The 19,513-nt window shown below is 43.4% G+C and carries 15 protein-coding genes; 10 read left to right on the top strand and 5 right to left on the bottom strand.

Going from position 1 to position 19,513, the window contains the following annotated elements; all coding sequences use genetic code 11:
• Window positions 1-116: 116 nt before the first annotated feature.
• The 3 genes from HRT96_RS14055 to HRT96_RS14065 all read right to left on the bottom strand — a co-directional run bounded on the left by HRT96_RS14055 (window position 117) and on the right by HRT96_RS14065 (window position 2,336).
• A complete protein-coding gene (locus HRT96_RS14055) occupies window positions 117-809 on the bottom strand; it encodes a PspA/IM30 family protein (RefSeq protein WP_006030200.1) in 693 nt (230 codons plus the stop codon).
• A 23-nt stretch (window positions 810-832) separates the two neighbouring features.
• Window positions 833-1,246, bottom strand: coding sequence for a DUF2170 family protein (locus HRT96_RS14060; protein ID WP_293157855.1), 414 nt, complete (start codon window positions 1,244-1,246; stop codon window positions 833-835).
• 193 nt (window positions 1,247-1,439) lie between these two features.
• Entirely contained in the window at window positions 1,440-2,336 is an 897-nt protein-coding gene (locus HRT96_RS14065) for a DUF350 domain-containing protein (RefSeq protein ID WP_293157857.1), read from the bottom strand.
• Between the two features lie 178 nt (window positions 2,337-2,514).
• Between HRT96_RS14065 and glnE the strand changes: the two genes are divergently transcribed.
• Entirely contained in the window at window positions 2,515-5,379 is a 2,865-nt protein-coding gene (gene glnE, locus HRT96_RS14070) for a bifunctional [glutamate--ammonia ligase]-adenylyl-L-tyrosine phosphorylase/[glutamate--ammonia-ligase] adenylyltransferase (protein ID WP_293157860.1), read from the top strand.
• 85 nt (window positions 5,380-5,464) lie between these two features.
• Here the strand turns inward: glnE and lpxL are convergent, their stop codons facing one another.
• Both lpxL and HRT96_RS14080 read right to left on the bottom strand, forming a co-directional pair.
• A complete protein-coding gene (lpxL, locus tag HRT96_RS14075) occupies window positions 5,465-6,421 on the bottom strand; it encodes an LpxL/LpxP family Kdo(2)-lipid IV(A) lauroyl/palmitoleoyl acyltransferase (RefSeq protein WP_293157863.1) in 957 nt (318 codons plus the stop codon).
• 154 nt (window positions 6,422-6,575) lie between these two features.
• Window positions 6,576-7,919, bottom strand: a complete 1,344-nt coding sequence (locus HRT96_RS14080) for a TolC family outer membrane protein (protein WP_293157866.1) — start codon at window positions 7,917-7,919, stop codon at window positions 6,576-6,578.
• A 280-nt stretch (window positions 7,920-8,199) separates the two neighbouring features.
• Between HRT96_RS14080 and nudF the strand changes: the two genes are divergently transcribed.
• From nudF to rtxC, 9 genes are all read left to right on the top strand, one after another.
• On the top strand, window positions 8,200-8,835 hold the full coding sequence (gene nudF / locus HRT96_RS14085) for an ADP-ribose diphosphatase (protein ID WP_293157869.1): 636 nt from the start codon (window positions 8,200-8,202) through the stop codon (window positions 8,833-8,835).
• 201 nt (window positions 8,836-9,036) lie between these two features.
• The gene (gene cpdA, locus HRT96_RS14090) at window positions 9,037-9,861 is read left to right on the top strand and encodes a 3',5'-cyclic-AMP phosphodiesterase (protein WP_293157872.1); all 825 of its coding nucleotides are present in this window, start codon (window positions 9,037-9,039) and stop codon (window positions 9,859-9,861) included.
• A gap of 90 nt (window positions 9,862-9,951) precedes the next feature.
• Window positions 9,952-10,533 (top strand): esterase YqiA, encoded by a 582-nt coding sequence (yqiA, locus tag HRT96_RS14095; protein WP_293157875.1) that lies wholly within the window; start codon window positions 9,952-9,954, stop codon window positions 10,531-10,533.
• Window positions 10,534-10,560: 27 nt separating this feature from the next.
• On the top strand, window positions 10,561-12,450 hold the full coding sequence (parE, locus tag HRT96_RS14100) for a DNA topoisomerase IV subunit B (protein WP_293157878.1): 1,890 nt from the start codon (window positions 10,561-10,563) through the stop codon (window positions 12,448-12,450).
• Window positions 12,451-12,912: 462 nt separating this feature from the next.
• Complete coding sequence (locus HRT96_RS14105; RefSeq protein WP_293157881.1) at window positions 12,913-15,048, top strand: type I secretion system permease/ATPase; 2,136 nt, start codon at window positions 12,913-12,915, stop codon at window positions 15,046-15,048.
• Window positions 15,048-16,433, top strand: coding sequence for an HlyD family type I secretion periplasmic adaptor subunit (locus HRT96_RS14110; protein WP_293157884.1), 1,386 nt, complete (start codon window positions 15,048-15,050; stop codon window positions 16,431-16,433). Before HRT96_RS14105 ends, HRT96_RS14110 begins: the two co-directional genes overlap by 1 nt.
• Window positions 16,433-18,586, top strand: a complete 2,154-nt coding sequence (locus tag HRT96_RS14115) for a type I secretion system permease/ATPase (protein WP_293157887.1) — start codon at window positions 16,433-16,435, stop codon at window positions 18,584-18,586. Before HRT96_RS14110 ends, HRT96_RS14115 begins: the two co-directional genes overlap by 1 nt.
• An 85-nt stretch (window positions 18,587-18,671) precedes the next feature.
• On the top strand, window positions 18,672-19,016 hold the full coding sequence (locus HRT96_RS14120) for a peptide chain release factor 1 (protein WP_293157890.1): 345 nt from the start codon (window positions 18,672-18,674) through the stop codon (window positions 19,014-19,016).
• 17 nt (window positions 19,017-19,033) lie between these two features.
• Complete coding sequence (gene rtxC, locus HRT96_RS14125; RefSeq protein WP_293157893.1) at window positions 19,034-19,495, top strand: RTX toxin-activating lysine-acyltransferase RtxC; 462 nt, start codon at window positions 19,034-19,036, stop codon at window positions 19,493-19,495.
• Window positions 19,496-19,513 lie beyond the last annotated feature (18 nt).

Raw genomic sequence — 19,513 nt, forward strand, 5'->3', positions numbered from 1 at the left:
CTGAATGACAAAAAGGAACAGCTCGTTTTCACGTCGGCTGTTCCTATTAAAAATTAATGGCGTTGTTGCTGCGCCATTAACGTTATGGCTGTGATCAGTCTATTTTGTTATTAAGTTTAGCTATTTTGCTTTGCTTTCAAACGTTCTAGTACCGAGTTAGCGCTGCTTTGCTGCTGGCCAATACCTGCTTCAGCTAGTTTCGCTTTTAATGATTGGTCGCTGCCTTCTGCTTGTAATTCATCAGCGGCAAGCATACGATCATCAAAATCTTGCTGTTTTTGCTTGATGCGCTCGAGTGAATCTTTGGCACTGAGCAGTTTTGAATTGCTGGCGCTAAAATTGTCAGTGATAGCGGATGTGGCTTTTTGTACGCTATCAGTGGTTTTCACCATCGTTAGTTGGCGTTGATGCTCAGACAATTGACGTTCACTTCTCTTCACTAAGTCTTTTAGTTTCGTTGCGCTGCTGGTAAAGCTATCTAGATTTTGTTGCTGTTCGATAACTTCTTGCTCTAGTTGCGCAATTTTTTCAGCAACTTCTAGCGCTAACGCTTCGTTACCGGCATTTAATGCTTGTACCGCATAACCTTCGTGCTCTGTTAGGTTAGCTTTAACCCGATCAAGCTCACGGCTTGATTGCATTTGCTTTGCCATCACGTCCGTTAAATTACGTTTAGCATTGGTTAAATGCGTTTGGGCATCGCGAATTTCTTGTTCGAAGATACGCATTGAGTTTGCATCAACAATACCTTCACCTACTTCACGGGCGCCACCACGGATCGCGGTCATAATTTTCTTAAAAATGCTCATAAACTTCTCCTTCGAAGTAGGGATTAAACTAAATAATCTGATAATTCAGTAATAACTTCGAGACTGTTATCACTTAATACAACTAATTCATGCTCGATATCGGCGATGGTGGACTGTACTGACAGTGCACCATAAACCACATACATATCGCCGATTTTAGCGAATGATGATAGCGGCATTGGGATGTTAAGTTCTAACATCGCTTCTAGCATGTCGACTCGTTTTTCTGCTTTAACTTCGTTTTCGCCCCATAAATAAGCAATACAAAGAATTTGCTCATCAGTGACAGAAACAAAAATGGGAATTTCTTCACGACCTTCAACGTCGACTCGTAGTACATCAACATCACCAGAAATGGGGGTACAGTCAAACTTATAACCGGTGTCAGACTTGTCGCCAAGATCATTAAGATAATTTGCAATTTTATGTATGTTCATCTGGTTCCTTTTTGACATATTATGTCTAAGTAAGTTTAACTTTAAGCCCCAAGACATAATATGTCAAGCGACTTGCGCTTAATTTATACTATTTATAGCATTTATATATGTAACGATTACTTTGTTTGGTCCGGAAACTGATATAAAAGTTCATTGTATTCATAAACTAGCTGCTATATCGCACGTCGAAACATTAAATTAATAATGCCATAAGGATGACAGCGATGGATAAATTGATGGCCATATCCATCGCGGCGATGCCAATGTTATTTTGTAAATCCACTTCTTTATTAATATTCACGCCATTGAGAATTATTTTTTTGGCGATGATGGCAAGGAGAGTAAAGGTGGTTAGCATCACCAAGCTAAACAGCATCCACGAGCCTAATGTGGTCAACAGATTGGCGGTATCATAATAGATATAGTTGCTGGCTATCGTTACCGCAATGGCCACCCCAATAAGATAGCCGCCATGCCGCAGTGCCGCTGCAATATTATTATCTTTAAAAGCCTGTTGCATAGAAGTACCGAGATTGCCGCGTGAATAACGGTGTTCACGGTAACGGGTCATGAGTAACATAATAGTTTGATAAATAAGGAAACCACAGAAGATCGCGATGAAGGTGATGAGTTCTAAGCCTTCAGCCCAAACCAGTGTCGAACGAATAATGATGGCGGTGGAAATCGCGGCACAGGCATCGACAATCGCCACGGCGACGTTACGTCGGGCAATTTCGGCATTTTTATCGAGTCGATTGAGAGAGACGCGATCATGGATCCAGCGCCCCAGTTTGATCAGTACTAATCCGGCGAGCCCATACAGGCTCATCCCTAATATTTCGATGGGTAGCGTGGCGGCTTTTTCACCTGAAATAGCCCCAGAAAGCACGATGCCTAAACCAAAAATGGCACCCGCTAAACTAATACCAAAAGCAAAATTGTCACGCTTGGCCAGTTCGTCTATGGTATCTATGTTGTCGACAGTGCCGGTGAAAAAGCGCATTGCGAATAAAAATGCTAAGGCGATGATGAGGTCGGCAAGTAAAAACAGCAACAGATCCGACGACAAGAGAGTTTCAAACACAGACATTAAAGGTTACCTTCTTTTACGATTTTAGCTGCCATAATCGTTTACTAATGATAAATTAATATCGCTAAGTAATAGCATGTAAGGCATAGCATGTCTATCTGTGCATTGTTGATATAAACAGCCGGTTTAAATTGTTGAATTAATTGGATCTCAAGCCTTAATTATATGGATGTCGTTTATGAGTACAGAATGTCAAATTGTTGATGTATTAGCGGATACAGGAAGTATGTATTGGCAGCGTTGGTGTGAGCGCAATGAGCGTGACTTAGCCTTATTGTCTGCAGAACAAATTGCGCAGAGCCAACGGGTGTTTTCGTTAAGTGATTTTATTGCGGAAAGCTGTATTAACAATACTGGTTTACTTAACGATATTTGGCAGTCTGGTCTACTCTCACAAGTATCCCGAACTTCACACGTCGAAGCACACTTAAATGAGCAGTTAACGGCTTGTGATTCTGAACCGGCATTATTACGTACGATACGAAAATTTCGCCGTTTCCATATGTGCATTATCGCTTGGCGAGAGCTATTACAATTAGCCCAGCTAACGGAAAGTTTTACCCACACCTCTCACCTTGCTGACCGTTTAATTGAAGGTGCATTGGACTGGTTATATCAACTGCAATGTCAAGAGCAGGGCACACCTGTTAACCCCGAAGGCGTAAAGCAGCAGTTGGTTATTTTAGCAATGGGCAAGTTAGGGGGGGGCGAACTGAATTTCTCATCTGACATTGATCTTATTTTTACTTATCCAGAATCCGGCGAGACTGTCGGCGCTGGCCGTACGGTGACGAATCAAAAATTCTTCCAGCGCTTAGGCCAGCGATTAATTGCCGCATTACACCAAGTTACTGCCGATGGTTTTGCTTACCGTGTCGATATGCGTTTGCGTCCGTTTGGCGATTCTGGCCCCTTAGTCATGAGTTTTAATGCGTTTGAAGAATATTACCAGAACCAAGGTCGAGACTGGGAACGCTATGCCATGGTGAAAGCCCGTGCTTTGGGTGGTAATGCAGAAACCAGAGTTGAACTCGAAAAAATGCTCCGTCCGTTTATCTATCGCCGTTATGTGGATTTTAGTGCCATTGATGCGCTGCGTAATATGAAGGCCATGATTAAAGCAGATGTACGTCGTAAGGGATTGAAAGATAATATTAAGCTGGGTAGTGGTGGTATTCGAGAAGTTGAATTTGTGGCACAAACCTTTCAGCTTATTCGGGGTGGGCGTGAACCGGTACTACAAATTAAATCCTTGTTAGCAACGTTGAAAGTATTGCAGTCGCTTGGTGAGATCTCTGCAGAGAGTTATACCGTACTTACCGACAGCTATTGTTACTTGCGCCAAGTCGAGAATATTCTCCAGCAAATAAATGATACGCAGACACAAACCTTACCGCAGTCAGCGTTAGATCGCAGTCGGTTAATTAGTATATTAGGTTACGCTGATTGGGATAGTTTTTATGTGCATGTTTATCAAGTGATGGCGGCGATCCATCGCGAGTTTAGTCAGGTGATTGGTGGGGATGATGAGGATAATGAAGAGTCACAACCAGCATTAGATTTATGGCATTTGGAGCTATCAACGGATGAAGTGGTCACTTTATTGGCTGAATATGGTTTAACACAGCAAGATGCACAAACTTTTGCGCACGACTTAAATCATTTTAAGAGCGACTATGCCCGTAAAACCGTGGGCCCTCGAGGTCGACAAACGATAGAGAAATTATTGCCTAAGCTGCTATTTTCGATCCTGAAAGCGGATGACCCTGTGGCGTTGTTACCGCGTATTATTGCGTTGTTATTAAAGATCTTAAATCGCACTGCGTATTTAGAATTGTTAGTCGAAAATGACTTAGCATTAACCCAGTTATTACGTTTATGTGGTGCGAGTCCTATGGTGGCGAAGCAGCTGTCGAGTCACCCGATTTTATTAGATGAGCTGTTGGTGCCATCGCATTTGTATCACCCCACGCCATTACATGAATATCGCAGTGAATTACGTCAGTTTATGTTACGTATCCCTGAAGAAGATCAGGAACAGCAGCTCGAAGCATTACGTCAATTTAAACAAACCCAATTACTGCGTATTGCTGCCGCCGATATTGCCGGTGAGCTAGCGTTAATGAAAGTGAGTGATCACCTGACTTGGTTAGCGGAAGCTGTGATTGATAACGTGGTCAACCTAGCATGGCAACAGTTAGAAGAGAAACACGGTATACCGCACAATGTCGTGGAAACTGGTGAGAAAGGTTTTGCCGTTGTCGCTTACGGTAAGCTGGGTGGTATTGAACTGGGTTATGGTTCGGATCTGGATCTGGTGTTCATTCATAATTGTGAAACTGCAGGTATGACCAACGGCGCCAAAGAGATTGATAGTCGTCAGTTCTACCTACGTCTTGCGCAACGTATTATTCATATTTTTAGTACCCGCACCAGCACTGGTATTTTGTATGAAGTGGATATGCGTTTGCGTCCATCGGGTAACTCTGGGGTACTGGCTTGTCCGGTATCACGTTTCTTGGATTATCAGAGTAACGAAGCATGGACCTGGGAGCATCAATCATTAGTGCGTACGCGTATTGTTTATGGTGATAAGTTGATTCAAAAACGGTTTAACGAGGTGAAACGCAGTATTCTTGCCAAACCGCGAGATACCGCCGAATTGCAAAAACAAGTGGTGGAAATGCGCTTGAAAATGCGTAACCATTTACTCACCGCCAATGCCGAACAATTTGATATTAAGCAATCATCTGGCGGCATTACCGATATTGAATTTATGATGCAGTATATTGTGTTAAATCATGCAGCGCAGATACCCAAGCTGCAGCTGTGGCCTGATAATGTCCGTATTATTAGCCGTTGTGTGGCGGAAGGTTTAATTAGCCAAACATTGGGGGAGGATTTAACCGCAAGTTACTGCCAAATGCGTGATGAGATCCACCGACTTAATTTATTAGGTAAGAAAGGGATTGTTGCCAATAGTGAATTTACGGTGCAGCGAAAAGTCGTGACCGACTATTGGCAGCAGTTATTTGCGCTGTAGTTAAACGAAAAAATCCTATTGATGTGCACATTACCGTGTTTCATCAATAGGATTTTTATTTATTGGTCTATGTTTATGTAACCGATTACTTATACAAGCTCGGCTCACCTTCTGGACGGGTTTTAAAGCGGCGATGCAACCACATGTATTGCGGCACCTGCTCTAAAATAGATTTTTCACATTCTTTATTACAGATAGTGGCATCTTCCACTTCGTTCCCAGTTGGGAAATTTTCCAGTGGTGCACGGATCGTTAACTTGTAACGGCCATCCGGCAGACGACAAGACGATGCAGGGTAGGTTTTCGTATTTTTACCCGAGGCAAACAGTGTGGTACCGGTAATGGTACAGGCTTTATCAACCGCAAAGAAGGGCACAAATACGCTGCGACGAGGACCATAATCATGGTCTGGGGCATACCATAGTGGTTCACCTTCATCGAGTACGCGTAACATGCCTTTGATATCTCGGCGATTGATTAAGGCTTTATTTGACAGGGTGCGACCACGGCATTGTAAATATTCCATCAATGGATTTTTGTTCGGACGATAGATTGCATAGGCTGGTCGTAATAGACCAAAGATACGCGCTGATATTTCCAGCGATAAAAAATGCGATCCCAAGATCAGCATACCGTTACCATCCGCTTTGGCTTGGTCGATATGTTCTTGTCCTTCGATAACCATATTTTGCTTAATACGCCAATCAGGCCAGAACCAGGCATTGGCAGTATCAATAACGGCTAAACCTGTGTATTCAAAATTTTCTTTTGCTAATGCCGTAATTTCGTCAACAGATTTATCCGGAAAACTCAGTGCTAGGTTTTGTTGCGCTGTTTTTAGACGCTTGGGTACAATTTTCGCGACCAATCGGCCTAACGCACGACCCAGAACATTTTGAATATTGTTCGGTAATAAGGAGATAAACCACAAAACAGTGGCAGCTAACAGTAATGGCCAGTGTTTAGGATGCAGAAATCGTCCTTCAAACTTGGTATTTTCTTTACTTACCATGGGGGTGTTGGTTTTATTCTTGTCTGTCATGGAAACATCTCATTCGCGCGAGTTAATATTATAAATACAAGCAAGTAACTTATATTTATACGTTTAATTGGTTTGTGTTTGGCTGTTACAGAAGATTTTAGTTATAAAAAAGGCGACACACATGGTCGCCTGGATATTCAGTGTTACGTTTTACTTAGTTGCTCGTTTCTAACCCAGCATTGACTAAATCAATATCTTCAGCGTTCAACGTACCAGCGGCTTGTTTCAACTGTAACATACTAATGATGTACTTATAACGCGATGCGGATAATGATTGCTTCGATTGATATAACGTTTTTGTCGCATCTAATACATCAATGATGGTACGGGTACCAACACCAAAGCCAGCCTGCGTTGCTTCTAAAGCACTTTGAGAGGACTTAACCGTTTGCTCGTAAGCTTTAATAGAGCTTAATCCGGCGGTTACGTTATTGTAAAAAGTACGAATTTTAGTTTGTACTTCACGACTCGCTCTGGTTAATTGCTCTTGACTTGCTGTGACTTGGTAAGCGGCTTGTTTCTCTGCCGACGTTACCGCGCCACCTGTGTATAGCGGCATGCTAAATTCGATGCCGACATTAGCAGAAGAAACTGTGCTTTCTAGACCCGCATTGTTACTGCTATTTTTATCGCCGTAATCGCTGTATTTAGCGCCTGCATTTGCCACTAAGTTCAATGACATGTTATCGGTAGAGCTGGCTAGATCAACATTACCTTCGGCAATTTGCTTGGCAATACGTTGGATCTGAATGGCTAAGTTTTGGTTGTTAGCGGTGGCTAACCAGCTATCACGGTGACCGTCTGGTTCTGTAGGGCTAAAGCGTGAGGTATTTAACGTTGCAATGTCAATATGGATTAAACCGGTAATTTCAGTTAATGATTCGTAACTATTGGCTAAGGTATTTTCAGCATTAATGACCTCTGCCACCGATAAATCAAAGCTAGATTGCGCTTCTAAAACGTCTGTTTTATCCGTTAGACCGACATTATAACGTTGCGTTGTTTGCTCAAGTTGACGCTCTACCGCTTCTTTATTACGGTTAGAGAATTCTAAGGTATCGTTAGCGCTCAATACGCTGAAGTACGCATTTGCTACGCGTAAAATCAGATTTTGCAGTTCAGCTTGCACAGCAAGTTCACTTTGTTCTGCTTGCTTAGCAGCTTGGCTAACATTAATGAAATTACTTTCTTCATATAATGATTGGGTTAAACCAATGCCAACTGAGCCTGTTAATGCATTACCGTTAGAGGTTGTATTTGCGGTAGTATAATCACTCGTAATGCCGTAACCCAGATCAGCACTTAGCCCAATTTGTGGTAAGTTAGCTGCTTCTTGTTCAGTAATTTTCTCTAGTGCGGCATCACGGTTTGCTTGTGCTTCTAAGTAAAGAGGATCTTTGGTCAAGGCTTGTTGAAATATTTGCTGTAGATTATCAGCACTGGCTGAGTGAGCAAAAAATGCCAGACCGCAGGCTAGAAGAATTTTATTAAACTTCATTGGTGGTTACCTTAAGTGTAAATAGTGGCAGTTATGAATTCGCATAACAATAAATAATGATACTGCTTAGTCAAATTAATAATTATCCAAAAGAGATAGTTAGATTAATAGGATGATTTCCATCTTATACTAGGTGTTATCTCAACGCTCGAGTTTTAAACGTTGAATTAATGTCGATATGGAATTATTAGTATATCTACTAGGAATAATCCTTAACCGCTAGCTGTCCACATGGTATTCACCGCAACCCTTTATTATCAGTATATTTTAGGAGATGTAAATGAAAAGTCGAAAGTTAGAAATACAATCTGAGTATGATATTGCTGATATTGAGATCATAAACAAACAACAGGTTTTTAATGGTTTCTTTAAGATTAACACTTATACCTTTAAACATAGGCTGTTTGCTGGTGGTTGGAGTGGTGAAATAAGCCGAGAAGTATTTGAACGTGGTAATGCGGCGGCAGTGATCCCTTATGATGCGGGTCGTGATGAAGTGGTTCTGATAGAGCAGATAAGAATTCCGGCTATAGAATCAAGCTCACAACCTTGGTTACTGGAATTAGTGGCAGGCATGATAGATAAACAAGGTGAAGATTCTGCCGAAGTCGTGAAACGTGAAGCATTAGAAGAAGCCGGTGTGACGATTGGCCGTTGTGATTTCATTATGCAGTTTCTTGTTAGTCCCGGTGGCAGCAGTGAAGTTATCGATTTATACGTGGGTGAGGTCGATAGCAGCACCGCGGAAGGCGTTCATGGTTTAGCAAGTGAAGGTGAAGATATACGCGTACATGTGGTGAGTCGCGAAACTGCTTATAATATGGTACAAACAGGGCGAATAAATAACGCCTCGACTATTATTGGTATCCAGTGGTTACAATTGAATTTTCAAACATTGCAAAAGTCTTGGCTGTAGCGCTACAATGGTGAATCGGCTTATCTGTCGCTAAGTCATTTGAATCTATGATGATTAGAATTGTGGAAATGTGTGCTGGACAACAGATTTATTAGCCTGTATTAGGGTATGCTAATAGCTAAGTAATCTTGTAATCAGTGTGTCGATTGGCAGTATTCGTCATTATTAGACAACATATAAGGATAAGGGTTAAAGATTATTGTGGGTGCGGACATTTCTAAGTTAACTGTAAAGCATAATGTGATTAATTTATTACAAGTGACAGATACTCATTTGTTTGCCACCGCTGAGAAAGATCTGCTCGGGGTGCAAACGCAATCGAGTTATCGCCATGTCATTGATGCCATTCTCCAGAATCAACAACCGTTTGATGCTGTGCTTGCTACGGGTGACATTTCTCAAGACAATACGCCTGCGTCTTATCAATACTTTGCTCAACATATTAAACGTCTAAATAAGCCGTGTTATTGGTTGCCGGGTAATCACGACAATATTCCATTGATGGCCGATGCTTTAAGAGCCGAAGGGGTTCTGGCGGATAAATATAAAATTGTGGGTGACTGGCAGATTATTTTACTCGATTCACAGTTAACGGGCTCTCCAGCTGGTTATCTTGCGCCCGAACAACTGCTTCTGCTTGACGAACAACTTAGCGCGCACCCAGATAAATACGCATTAGTGGTATTACATCACAATGTTTATCCTGTCGGGTGTAAATGGCTAGACCAACATCTCTTACGTAATGCGGATGCATTCTTAGCGATACTTGCGAAACACTCGCAAGCCAATCATGTGTTATTTGGCCATGTTCATCAGCAATTGGATAAAACCTATGCTGGTATTCACTTTATGGCATCACCATCGACGTGCTTCCAATTTAAACCGCATTGTGATGAATTTACGCTTGATGCCCGTGCGCCGGGTTGGCGTTATTTGCAGCTGCACAGTGATGGTTCGATTAACAGTCAAGTTTGGCGTTTGTCGAACAACGATTTTAATCCCGACCTAGAGTCCACAGGTTACTAATATTCTGGCTAGCCTTGTCCTGATCTAACAACGTTATCGAGGTAATGACACGCCTCGATACTCACCCATTACGCTGAGGTAAATGAATACATGGCTCCCATGCTTCTGCTCTATTTACACGGTTTTAATAGTTCGCCAAAGTCGATTAAAGCACAACAAATGGCCGATTATCTTGGCTTATACCACCCAGAGATAACCATTGAAATTCCGAATCTATCGCCTTATCCGCAACAAGCGTGGTTACAGATAGAAGCGATTGTGGCCCGTTATCCTGGTTATCAGTTAGGCGTGGTGGGCAGTTCACTCGGCGGTTATTATGCGACGAAAGTGAATCAGGTATTTAATCGTCCTGCGGTCATTGTTAATCCGGCAGTCAAACCTTACGAGTTGCTGGTGGATTATTTAGGTGAGAACACCAATCAGTATACTGACAACGTATTTATCCTTACCGAACAGCACATAGATGAACTACGTGCATTGGATTGTCCGGTATTAGTTCACCCTGAAACGATTTGGGCACTATTACAGACCGATGATGAAGTGTTAGACTATAGCCAAGCAACAGCAAAATATAATGCGGCAAAATTAACGGTAGAGCAGGGCGGTGATCATGCTTTTATCGGATTTGAACGTTATCTTAGCGATATTTTAACCTTTCTTGCATTCAAGTAGATGTAACGAACAGCATAAAAGAAACTCATGACTCAAGAATATAACGCGGGCTCGATTGAAGTCCTAAATGGTCTCGAACCAGTACGTCGTAGACCCGGTATGTATACCGACACAGTACGCCCTAATCACCTTGGCCAAGAAGTTATCGATAACAGTGTCGATGAAGCGTTAGCTGGTCATGCTCAGAGCATTACCGTTACCTTACATGCAGACCAATCGCTAGAAGTGAGCGATGATGGTCGTGGTATGCCGGTGGATATTCATCCTGTGGAAGGGGTGAGTGGTGTTGAGCTGATTTTATCTAAGTTACATGCGGGTGGTAAATTCTCGAACGATAGTTATCAATTCTCCGGTGGTCTACACGGGGTAGGTATTTCGGTTGTAAACGCATTATCTAAACGAGTTGAAATCACCATTCGCCGAGGTGGCCAAATCTATCAAATCGCCTTTGAACATGGCGAAAAGGTGTCTGAATTAGAAGTGATTGGTACCATTGGCATTCGTACCACGGGTACCAAGGTCCATTTCTGGCCGGATCCGAGCTATTTTGATTCGGGTAACTTCTCCGCTAAACGCTTGGTGCATAACTTACGCGCTAAAGCGGTATTGTGTCCTGGTTTAAACATTAAGTTTGACGACAAAGTTAATAAAGAAAAACATGCCTGGTGCTTTGAAAAAGGCCTAGAAGATTATTTGATGGAGTCACTAGATAAGTGGCCGACAATACCTGAAACGCCGTTTGTGGGCAGTTTTTCAGCCAACAATGAAGCGGCTGATTGGGCGGTGATCTGGTTGCCTGAAGGCGGTGAGTCGGTGACGGAAAGTTATGTTAACTTGATCCCGACAGTGCTCGGTGGTACCCATGTTAATGGTTTACGTCAAGGGCTGCTCGATGCCATGCGTGAGTTCTGTGAATTCCGTAGCTTATTGCCACGTGGCGTGAAGTTAACGCCGGATGATATTTGGGATCGTTGCTCTTATATCTTGTCGGTTAAAATGCAAGATCCACAATTTGCCGGACAAACCAAAGAACGTTTGTCATCACGTCAGTGTGCTGCGTTTGTTTCTGGTGTGGTTAAAGATTCGTTTTCATTATGGTTAAATTCCAATACCGATCTGGCTGAACTGCTGGCTGAAGTGTGTATTAACAACGCCCAGAAACGCTTAAAAGCCAGTAAGAAAGTGGCGCGTAAGCGGGTGACTAGTGGCCCTGCATTGCCGGGTAAATTAACCGATTGTTCGGGTCAAGACCCAATGCGTTCAGAACTGTTCTTGGTGGAAGGTGACTCTGCTGGTGGTTCGGCGAAACAAGCCCGTGATCGTGAGTTTCAAGCGGTCATGCCATTGCGCGGTAAGATCTTAAATACCTGGGAAGTTGACTCTGCCCAAGTACTGGCTTCAGAAGAAGTTCATAATATTTCTGTGGCGCTGGGTATTGACCCTGACTCGGATGATATTTCCGGGTTACGTTATGGCAAAATCTGTATTTTAGCGGATGCCGATTCCGACGGTCTGCATATTGCGACCTTGCTATGTGCATTATTTTATAAACATTTTAGAGCCATGGTTGAAGCCGGGCATGCGTTTGTCGCAATGCCGCCGTTATATCGTATCGATATTGGTAAAGAGGTCTTTTATGCACTAGATGAAGCCGAGAAAAATGGCATTATCGATCGTATCGAGTCCGAGAAAAAACGCGGTAAGATCAACGTGCAACGTTTTAAAGGACTGGGTGAAATGAATCCGTTACAATTGCGGGAAACCACCATGGATCCTAATACCCGCCGTTTAGTCCGTTTAACGATTGATGATGCAGACGAAACATTCGCCATGATGGATATGCTACTTGCCAAAAAACGCTCTGCAGATCGCCGAGCTTGGTTAGAAGATAAAGGTAACATGCTCAGCGATAGCTAGTGTTGAATAAAGTATAAGTTAACACTTATGATCCTCAGAACTGCAACTTAGTCCTGAGGATCATATTCCCACCAAAATAAGTTTAAACAATCTTCTTTTACGATATATCGACGTCTTGACCTACCTAATATTAAGTGCCTCTATCAATTGAAAAACCTAATTAAAAGTAATTAAAAAATAGAGTTTCATTTTTGAACGCTATTTGAACTATTTATAAATTTTAATGTGATGCCCATTATAAATGTGACCACTTGTTATATTTGAAGCTGTAATACGCAGGTGTAACCCGGGCCTTACTATATGTAACGATTTGTTACAGTACGTTACTAAATATGAAGGTATATTCATTAGATATGACTTGTTGTCACAGTAACCTTGTCATAAATAGTAATGGTAGTAGTAATAATTCTTAGTTACATTTTGTGGCTTGCAGTAATTTATTAGGCGAAGATTATTTACGTTATGAAAAGTTTTACCTACAGCGACTCCAATTTGTCTTCAGAATACAAGAGCATATCTTCAGCATTGGCATGCTCAGCATTACTTTTGAAGTTATCGGGAACTAAGGAAAAGCCCTGCGAAAAATTCGATGACAGCTTATCTCTTAAAAAGGCTATTAAGCAGTTTGCTAGAACCAACAGTGTTAACTTAGTGCTTTCTAAATTAACTCTGACCAAAATTTCTCCTGAAATCTTACCGCTATCCTTTAAAAACCGTGCAGGTTTGTTTGTTGTGTTGGCTAAAATATCTTCAGATCAGGCTTTGATCCAGTCTCCTGAGGCTTCAGGTCCGACGCTGCTGAGTATCGATGAGTTGCAAACACAGTGGGGAGGACAAGTGATACTTTTGCAAGGTGCCGCTCTGCGTTTCGATATATCCTGGTTTATTCCTGAGTTTGTTCGCCACCGTAAATTATTTGCTGAAGTGCTGCTATTTTCATTGATGTTACAGTTGCTCGCTTTAGCCACCCCGCTTTTCTTTCAAGTAGTTATGGATAAGGTTTTGGTTCATAACGCTTTGTCTACCCTTGATGTGTTAGTGATGATACTGGTCATTATTGGTATTTTTGAAGTGGTGTTAAAAGGGATGCGAGAATACCTGTTTGCGCATACCTCCAACCGTATTGATATCGAACTTGGCATTAAACTGTTTCATCATTTGCTGGGTCTGCCGCTCCTTTATTTCAAAGAGCGTCAAGTCGGAGCGATCATTACCCGTGTTCAGGAACTTGATAGTATTCGAGACTTCCTGACTGGCTCGATGCTCACCCTTTGCGTTGATGTTATGTTTACTTTTGTTTTTTTCGGTGTGATGGCCTGGTTGTCGCCGCTGTTGACCTGCATTGTATTAGCAAGTCTGCCTTTTTACTTTGTGTTGGCCTGGCTTAGCACTCGTCCTCTGCAGGAGCGTATTGAACGTCAGTTTCAGACCTCGGCGATGAATACTTCATTTTTGAATGAGTCGGTGAGTGGTGTTGAAACCATTAAGAGCTTAGCGGTAGAACCGAGCATGCAGAGACGCTGGGAATCGCAGACTCAGGAAATGGTGGAAGCTGGTTTTCAGACGCAGACATTAAATGGCGTGATCAGCCATGTAGTAACACTGCTGCAGAAAGTAACCGGGGTGGCTGTTATATGGGTCGGAGCGAACCTGGTGATGTCATTAGAACTAACGATCGGTCAGTTGATCGCATTTAATATGATGACCTCACATGTTAGTCAACCGATTGCCAAGCTTGTTGAGCTTTGGCAGCAATTTATACAGACCCGCGTTGCTGTCGATAAACTGGGGGAAATGCTGAACCTGCCGATGGAGCAAGATCAGGGAAATGAAGTTCCTACTTCTGTACTTTGCGGAGAATTACGGATGCAGAACGTGTCCTTTCAATATCAACCTAATCTAGCCCCCGTACTGTGTGATATCAATTTACATATCAAGGCTGGTGAAAGTCTGGGTATTGTTGGTCCCTCTGGCTCTGGCAAGTCGACGCTGACGCGCCTGTTGCAGAAGCTTTATACCCCGCAAAGCGGCAGTATTTTAATCGATGGTATACCGCTGCATAGCTTAGCTCCTGATTACCTGCGAAGCCAGATAGGCGTAGTGTTACAGGATAACTACTTATTCAACCGCAGTGTTCGTAACAACATTGCGATAAAAGATCCCAGTGCCTGTTTAGAAGATGTGGTAGCGATGGCTAAGTTAGCAGGGGCGCATGATTTTATTTTACAACTTCCGCTTGGTTACGACACTATTTTAGCGGAAGCGGGCAGCTCATTATCAGGTGGGCAGCGGCAACGGGTCGCTATTGCTCGAGCGCTAATGGCCAAGCCTAAAATTCTTATTTTCGATGAGGCAACAAGTGCACTTGATGATGAATCGCAGGCGATTATTCAGAAGAATATGCAAGAAATATCCCGCTGTCGTACCGTTATTATTGTTGCTCATCGGTTATCTACAGTACGTCATTGCGACCGTATTATAACCTTAGAAAAAGGCCATATTACTGAGTCTGGCAGTCATCAACAATTATTAGCGCTGAAGGGATGTTACGCCCGTTTATGGCAAATGCAGCAGGAATTACGTAAGGAAACAGACTAATGTCTATCAAATACTTAAGAGTCATTCGTCAGGCGCTAAAATCGCAACGCAACGAGCCTGCTGATATTAAGCGTTCTCGTGATGAATATGAGTTTCAACCTGGCTACTTAGAAATTGTAGAGCGTCCACCTGCGCCTTGGACACGACGTACGGCATTGGCATTGACACTGCTACTTTTGCTGACACTGCTCTGGTCGGTGATTGGCAGGCTGGATATCCATGCTAGTGCCGCCGGGCGTTTATTAGTCTCCAGCAATTCTAAAGTAATTCAGTCAATTGAATCCGGTGAAGTGGCTGCTATTAATGTCCGCGATGGCCAGTGGGTAAAAAAAGGGGATGTGCTGATTGAACTCAATCCTATTGGTATTAAAGCGGAGATTCAGGAGATACAGGAGCGGTTAAATTTTAAAAAATTAGAGCTAGCCCGTTTGCAGGCACTGTTGAGTGATGAGCCGCTAAGCAGTTTTATTGTCCCTACAGGAGTGAGCCCATTACAGGTTAAAATTGCACGCGCCCACCTGCGTAGTGAATGGTCTGAAGTTAAGGCTAATATAGAGAGTATTAACGGCGAAATGGGCGTTAATTTAGCTAATCAGCAAGCGCGTAGAAAGGAAATTACAGGCCTAGGTGAACTGGCGGCGAATATTAAGAACCGGCTAGATGCACAGCGTACCTTAGCAAAAAATAATCTGATCCCGCGGATGGTATTGCTGGAACAGGAAAGAGAAAAATTAGAAATGGACAGATCCTTATCACAGCAATACACAAGGATTGATGTGCTACAGGCTGAATATAAAAGTAAGCAGGAACAGCGCCGCGGCTATTTGGCAAAAGTCCGCCGTGAATATTATGACAAGCTTAACGAAGTGCAGGCTTCAATTGCGGTAATGGAACAGCAGCTGATTAAATTACTGGAAAAATACCGCCTGCAGAGTCTGCGCGCACCAGTCAGTGGTGTTGTACAGCAACTGGATGTGCACACCCTTGGTGGGGCTGTAGAAGCTGCTAAGCCGCTGATGATTATTGTACCTGACGATGCAGTATTAGAAATTGAAGTAAAGATCCTCAATAAGGATGTTGGTTTTGTACATAGCGGTCAGGATGTTGAAATTAAGATCGATTCTTTTCCTTATACACGTTACGGAACGATCCCTGGCAAGGTGGCTTATGTGTCTAGAGATTCAGTTGAGGATGAGAGACTCGGCTTAGTTTTCCTCGCTCGCGTGAGGATAGCGCAGCGCACTATTCTGGTTGAAGATAAAGAGGTGCCGCTGCAGGCTGGTATGAGTGTCAATGTCGAGATCCGCACTGGTGATCGGCGAGTGATCGATTACCTGCTCAGCCCTTTGCAGCAGTATCAGTCTGAAGCGATGAAGGAGCGCTAATGGCTGCTATCGAAACATTGACATCAGAACAAAATATGCCCGCTAATGGCTCTGCTGAAGATCCCGGTCTGGTTGCTCTTAGTAGAGCCGCTGCACAATTTAAATTATCAGTGGATGTCGGGCAATTAGCTCATCAGCTCGGACGCAGCAAAGGGCTCGCTGACAGTATAGATTTATGTCGTTGTGCACTTTGGATTGGACTACGGGCCCGCCAAAACTACAGCACCATAGACAGACTATCAGCGTTACCTTTACCTGCATTAATGCTGACAGCGCAGGGCTGGATGGTATTAGAAAAGGTTGACGGTGACAGGCTGACTGTATTTATGCCGGATCAAGCTGACAGCTGCGAGTATTCGCGGCAGGAGTTCAGTGAGTTCTGGCAGGGAGAGTTAATACTGCTTGCTGAAGCGTTAGATATTCCTAAAAAAACAAAATTTGGTTTGGCTTGGTTTGTGCCGTCAATTCGTAAGCATGCCTCGCAGTTCCGTTATGTGCTGCTAGTGTCTTTAATGCTGCAATTAATTGCATTGGTTACGCCACTACTGTTTCAAAATGTTATCGATAAAGTGCTGGTCAGCCGTAGCCTTTCTAGTTTGCAGGTTCTCGGTATTGCGATGCTTGCGCTGGCTGTATTTGAGCCTATTTACGGTTTTCTTCGTTCTTGGCTGTTTGCCAATCTTGCCAGCAAAACGAATTCTGAGTTATCCAGCCGCCTTTATCAGCATCTGATTACTCTACCGCTCACTTATTTTCAGCAACGTCAGACTGGTGAAATTATTGCGCGGGTGCGGGAAATGAGCCAAATTCGTCAGTTTTTAACTGGTTCTGCGTTGAGCATGGTGTTGGATCTCGCCTTTGTTGGATTGTTTTTGGCTGTCATGTTCACTTATGCCGCCAAGCTCACTTTACTCGTGATCGGGTCTTTGGTGCTGTACTTTATTTTTTGGTTGTTGGTCGGGCCAGCTCTTCGCGCGAGGGTTACAAGAGAATATGAGTTAGGGGCTGATAATACTGCCTTTTTGATTGAATCGATTACTGGTATTGAAACGATTAAAACCACTGCGACTGAGCTCTCTTTTTTACGCCAATGGGAGCGCCAGTTGGCCAGTTTTGTGCGGGCTTCTTTTCGCGCCAAAGTGGTCGGCATACTGGCCGGGCAAGGGATCGGATTGATTCAAAAATTGACCTCTGCATTAGTGCTGTGGTGGGGCGTTACTTTAGTGATTGAGGGCTTATTAACTCCGGGAGAGCTAGTAGCATTCAATATGTTGGCGGGCAATGTTACACAGCCTATTCTGCGTCTTGCGCAGATCTGGCAGGACTTTCAGCATACCTTGATTTCACTGCGTCGCATCGGCGATATTCTCGATGAAGATACGGAGCAGGGCAGTGGCGGTTTGGCATCAGTGCCTAAACTGGCTGGTGGGGTGAGCTTTAGCGGTGTGCGGTTTCGTTACCATTCCGATGGTCAAGAAGTTCTGCGTAACCTTAATATTGATATTAAACCCGGCGAATTTATCGGGATTACCGGACCGTCGGGCTCTGGTAAGTCTACGCTGACACGACTGCTACAGCGTCTCTATATTCCTCAGCATGGGCAGGTGTTGGTTGATGGTATTGATTTAGCTATTGCCGATCCCGTGGCTCTGCGCCGGAATATGAGTGTTGTACTGCAAGAAAGTCTACTTTTTTCTGGGACGATTGCCGAAAATATCCGTCTTTGCAGTCCACTGGCGAGTGATGCAGAAGTCATGCAGGCTGCATCACTCGCAGGTGCCGATGAGTTTATCCGCGAGCAGGCGGAAGGTTATAACGCGCAGGTCGGCGAAAAGGGCGGGCGCTTATCAGGGGGCCAACGCCAGCGGATTGCGCTGGCTAGAGCACTGATTACTAACCCGAGAATTTTACTGCTTGATGAAGCGACCAGTGCCTTGGATTACGAGTCTGAAGCGGCCGTGATGGCGAATATGGATACGATTTCTCAGGGACGTACAGTGATCAGTATTGCCCACCGTCTTAATACCCTGCGCTATGCGGATCGAATACTTGTACTCGATAAGGGAGAGATAGTGGAACAAGGAACGCACCAGCAGCTGCTGGAGCTGGACGGAATCTACGCTAACTTGTGGAGGTTGCAGGTAGCATCGTAGCCTTTTATAGGCTGCAAGTATGCCCTACGACTGACTTGAAAAAGTAGTCGAGGGTAATTTTTAACTTTAAAAAGAGAGTAAATTTATGACTGAGAATTTTGTACAGACAGTATCAAGTGTTAACTATAATAAAGGCATTTTTTCATTGTATTTTGTTGGCCAAAATCAACAAAATATGTCTAATGGTGTGATGGCTGAAAATGATGCTGATCTGGAATTGAAGCAAGTTGTACATATGCCAGCTTCTGGGTTTATGCATATGGTTTCTATGGTTAAAAACATGCTAGAAGATCCGCGTATGGCTGCAGAATTTGACAAGTTAGTTGCGGCTGGTTTTTTACCAACAGATCCTGCACAGGAAGAATCTGGAGCTGAGCCTGAAATTGTGTCTGCAGCACCGAAAAAGAAGACTCCGCGCAGCAAAAAATAACATTAAGAGGTTGATATATGAAGATTAACTATCAACCAGAAAAGCTTGATGATTCAAAAGTACAAGCAATGATTGGTGGGGTTATGCTGCTTAGCCAGCACTCTCCTCTGCATCGGCATTATGTTGTTGCTGAATGGCAACAACGTATTATGCCTGCTTTTGAGTTGAATCAGTTTTGCTATTACGAAGATGATCAAGGCCGCCCAATTGCTTTTTGTAATTGGGCGTTTTTATCTGAGCAAAATAGAGATGAGCTACTTTCTGGAACAAGAGAGCTTTTGCCCTCCGATTGGCGTTCTGGCGAGCATATCTATATCCCCGAAATGATTGCCCCGTTTGGGCATGGGCGTCAGATTGTCAACGATCTTCGTCGTCGGGTGTTCTTGCCATGGAAAGGACAAAAAGTGTGTACTGTCCGCGGCAAGTTAAATACACAAACTAACCAATGTATTCGAAGTGTGCAGTGGTTTTCGATTTAAATTAATATTAAGAGGGTT

The sequence above is a fragment of the Moritella sp. genome (assembly GCF_013215705.1).
Lineage (GTDB): Bacteria > Pseudomonadota > Gammaproteobacteria > Enterobacterales > Moritellaceae > Moritella.

Excerpts from the sequence above, each read along its gene's own strand:
- HRT96_RS14065 (WP_293157857.1), bottom strand. The coding sequence starts at position 2,336 with ATGTCTGTGTTTGAAACTCTCTTGTCGTCGGATCTGTTGCTGTTTTTA.
- HRT96_RS14080 (WP_293157866.1), bottom strand. The coding sequence starts at position 7,919 with ATGAAGTTTAATAAAATTCTTCTAGCCTGCGGTCTGGCATTTTTTGCT.
- glnE (WP_293157860.1), top strand. The coding sequence starts at position 2,515 with ATGAGTACAGAATGTCAAATTGTTGATGTATTAGCGGATACAGGAAGT.
- nudF (WP_293157869.1), top strand. The coding sequence starts at position 8,200 with ATGAAAAGTCGAAAGTTAGAAATACAATCTGAGTATGATATTGCTGAT.
- HRT96_RS14110 (WP_293157884.1), top strand. The coding sequence starts at position 15,048 with ATGTCTATCAAATACTTAAGAGTCATTCGTCAGGCGCTAAAATCGCAA.
- HRT96_RS14105 (WP_293157881.1), top strand. The coding sequence starts at position 12,913 with ATGAAAAGTTTTACCTACAGCGACTCCAATTTGTCTTCAGAATACAAG.
- HRT96_RS14115 (WP_293157887.1), top strand. The coding sequence starts at position 16,433 with ATGGCTGCTATCGAAACATTGACATCAGAACAAAATATGCCCGCTAAT.
- HRT96_RS14120 (WP_293157890.1), top strand. The coding sequence starts at position 18,672 with ATGACTGAGAATTTTGTACAGACAGTATCAAGTGTTAACTATAATAAA.
- HRT96_RS14055 (WP_006030200.1), bottom strand. The coding sequence starts at position 809 with ATGAGCATTTTTAAGAAAATTATGACCGCGATCCGTGGTGGCGCCCGT.
- parE (WP_293157878.1), top strand. The coding sequence starts at position 10,561 with ATGACTCAAGAATATAACGCGGGCTCGATTGAAGTCCTAAATGGTCTC.
- rtxC (WP_293157893.1), top strand. The coding sequence starts at position 19,034 with ATGAAGATTAACTATCAACCAGAAAAGCTTGATGATTCAAAAGTACAA.
- HRT96_RS14060 (WP_293157855.1), bottom strand. The coding sequence starts at position 1,246 with ATGAACATACATAAAATTGCAAATTATCTTAATGATCTTGGCGACAAG.
- yqiA (WP_293157875.1), top strand. The coding sequence starts at position 9,952 with ATGGCTCCCATGCTTCTGCTCTATTTACACGGTTTTAATAGTTCGCCA.
- lpxL (WP_293157863.1), bottom strand. The coding sequence starts at position 6,421 with ATGACAGACAAGAATAAAACCAACACCCCCATGGTAAGTAAAGAAAAT.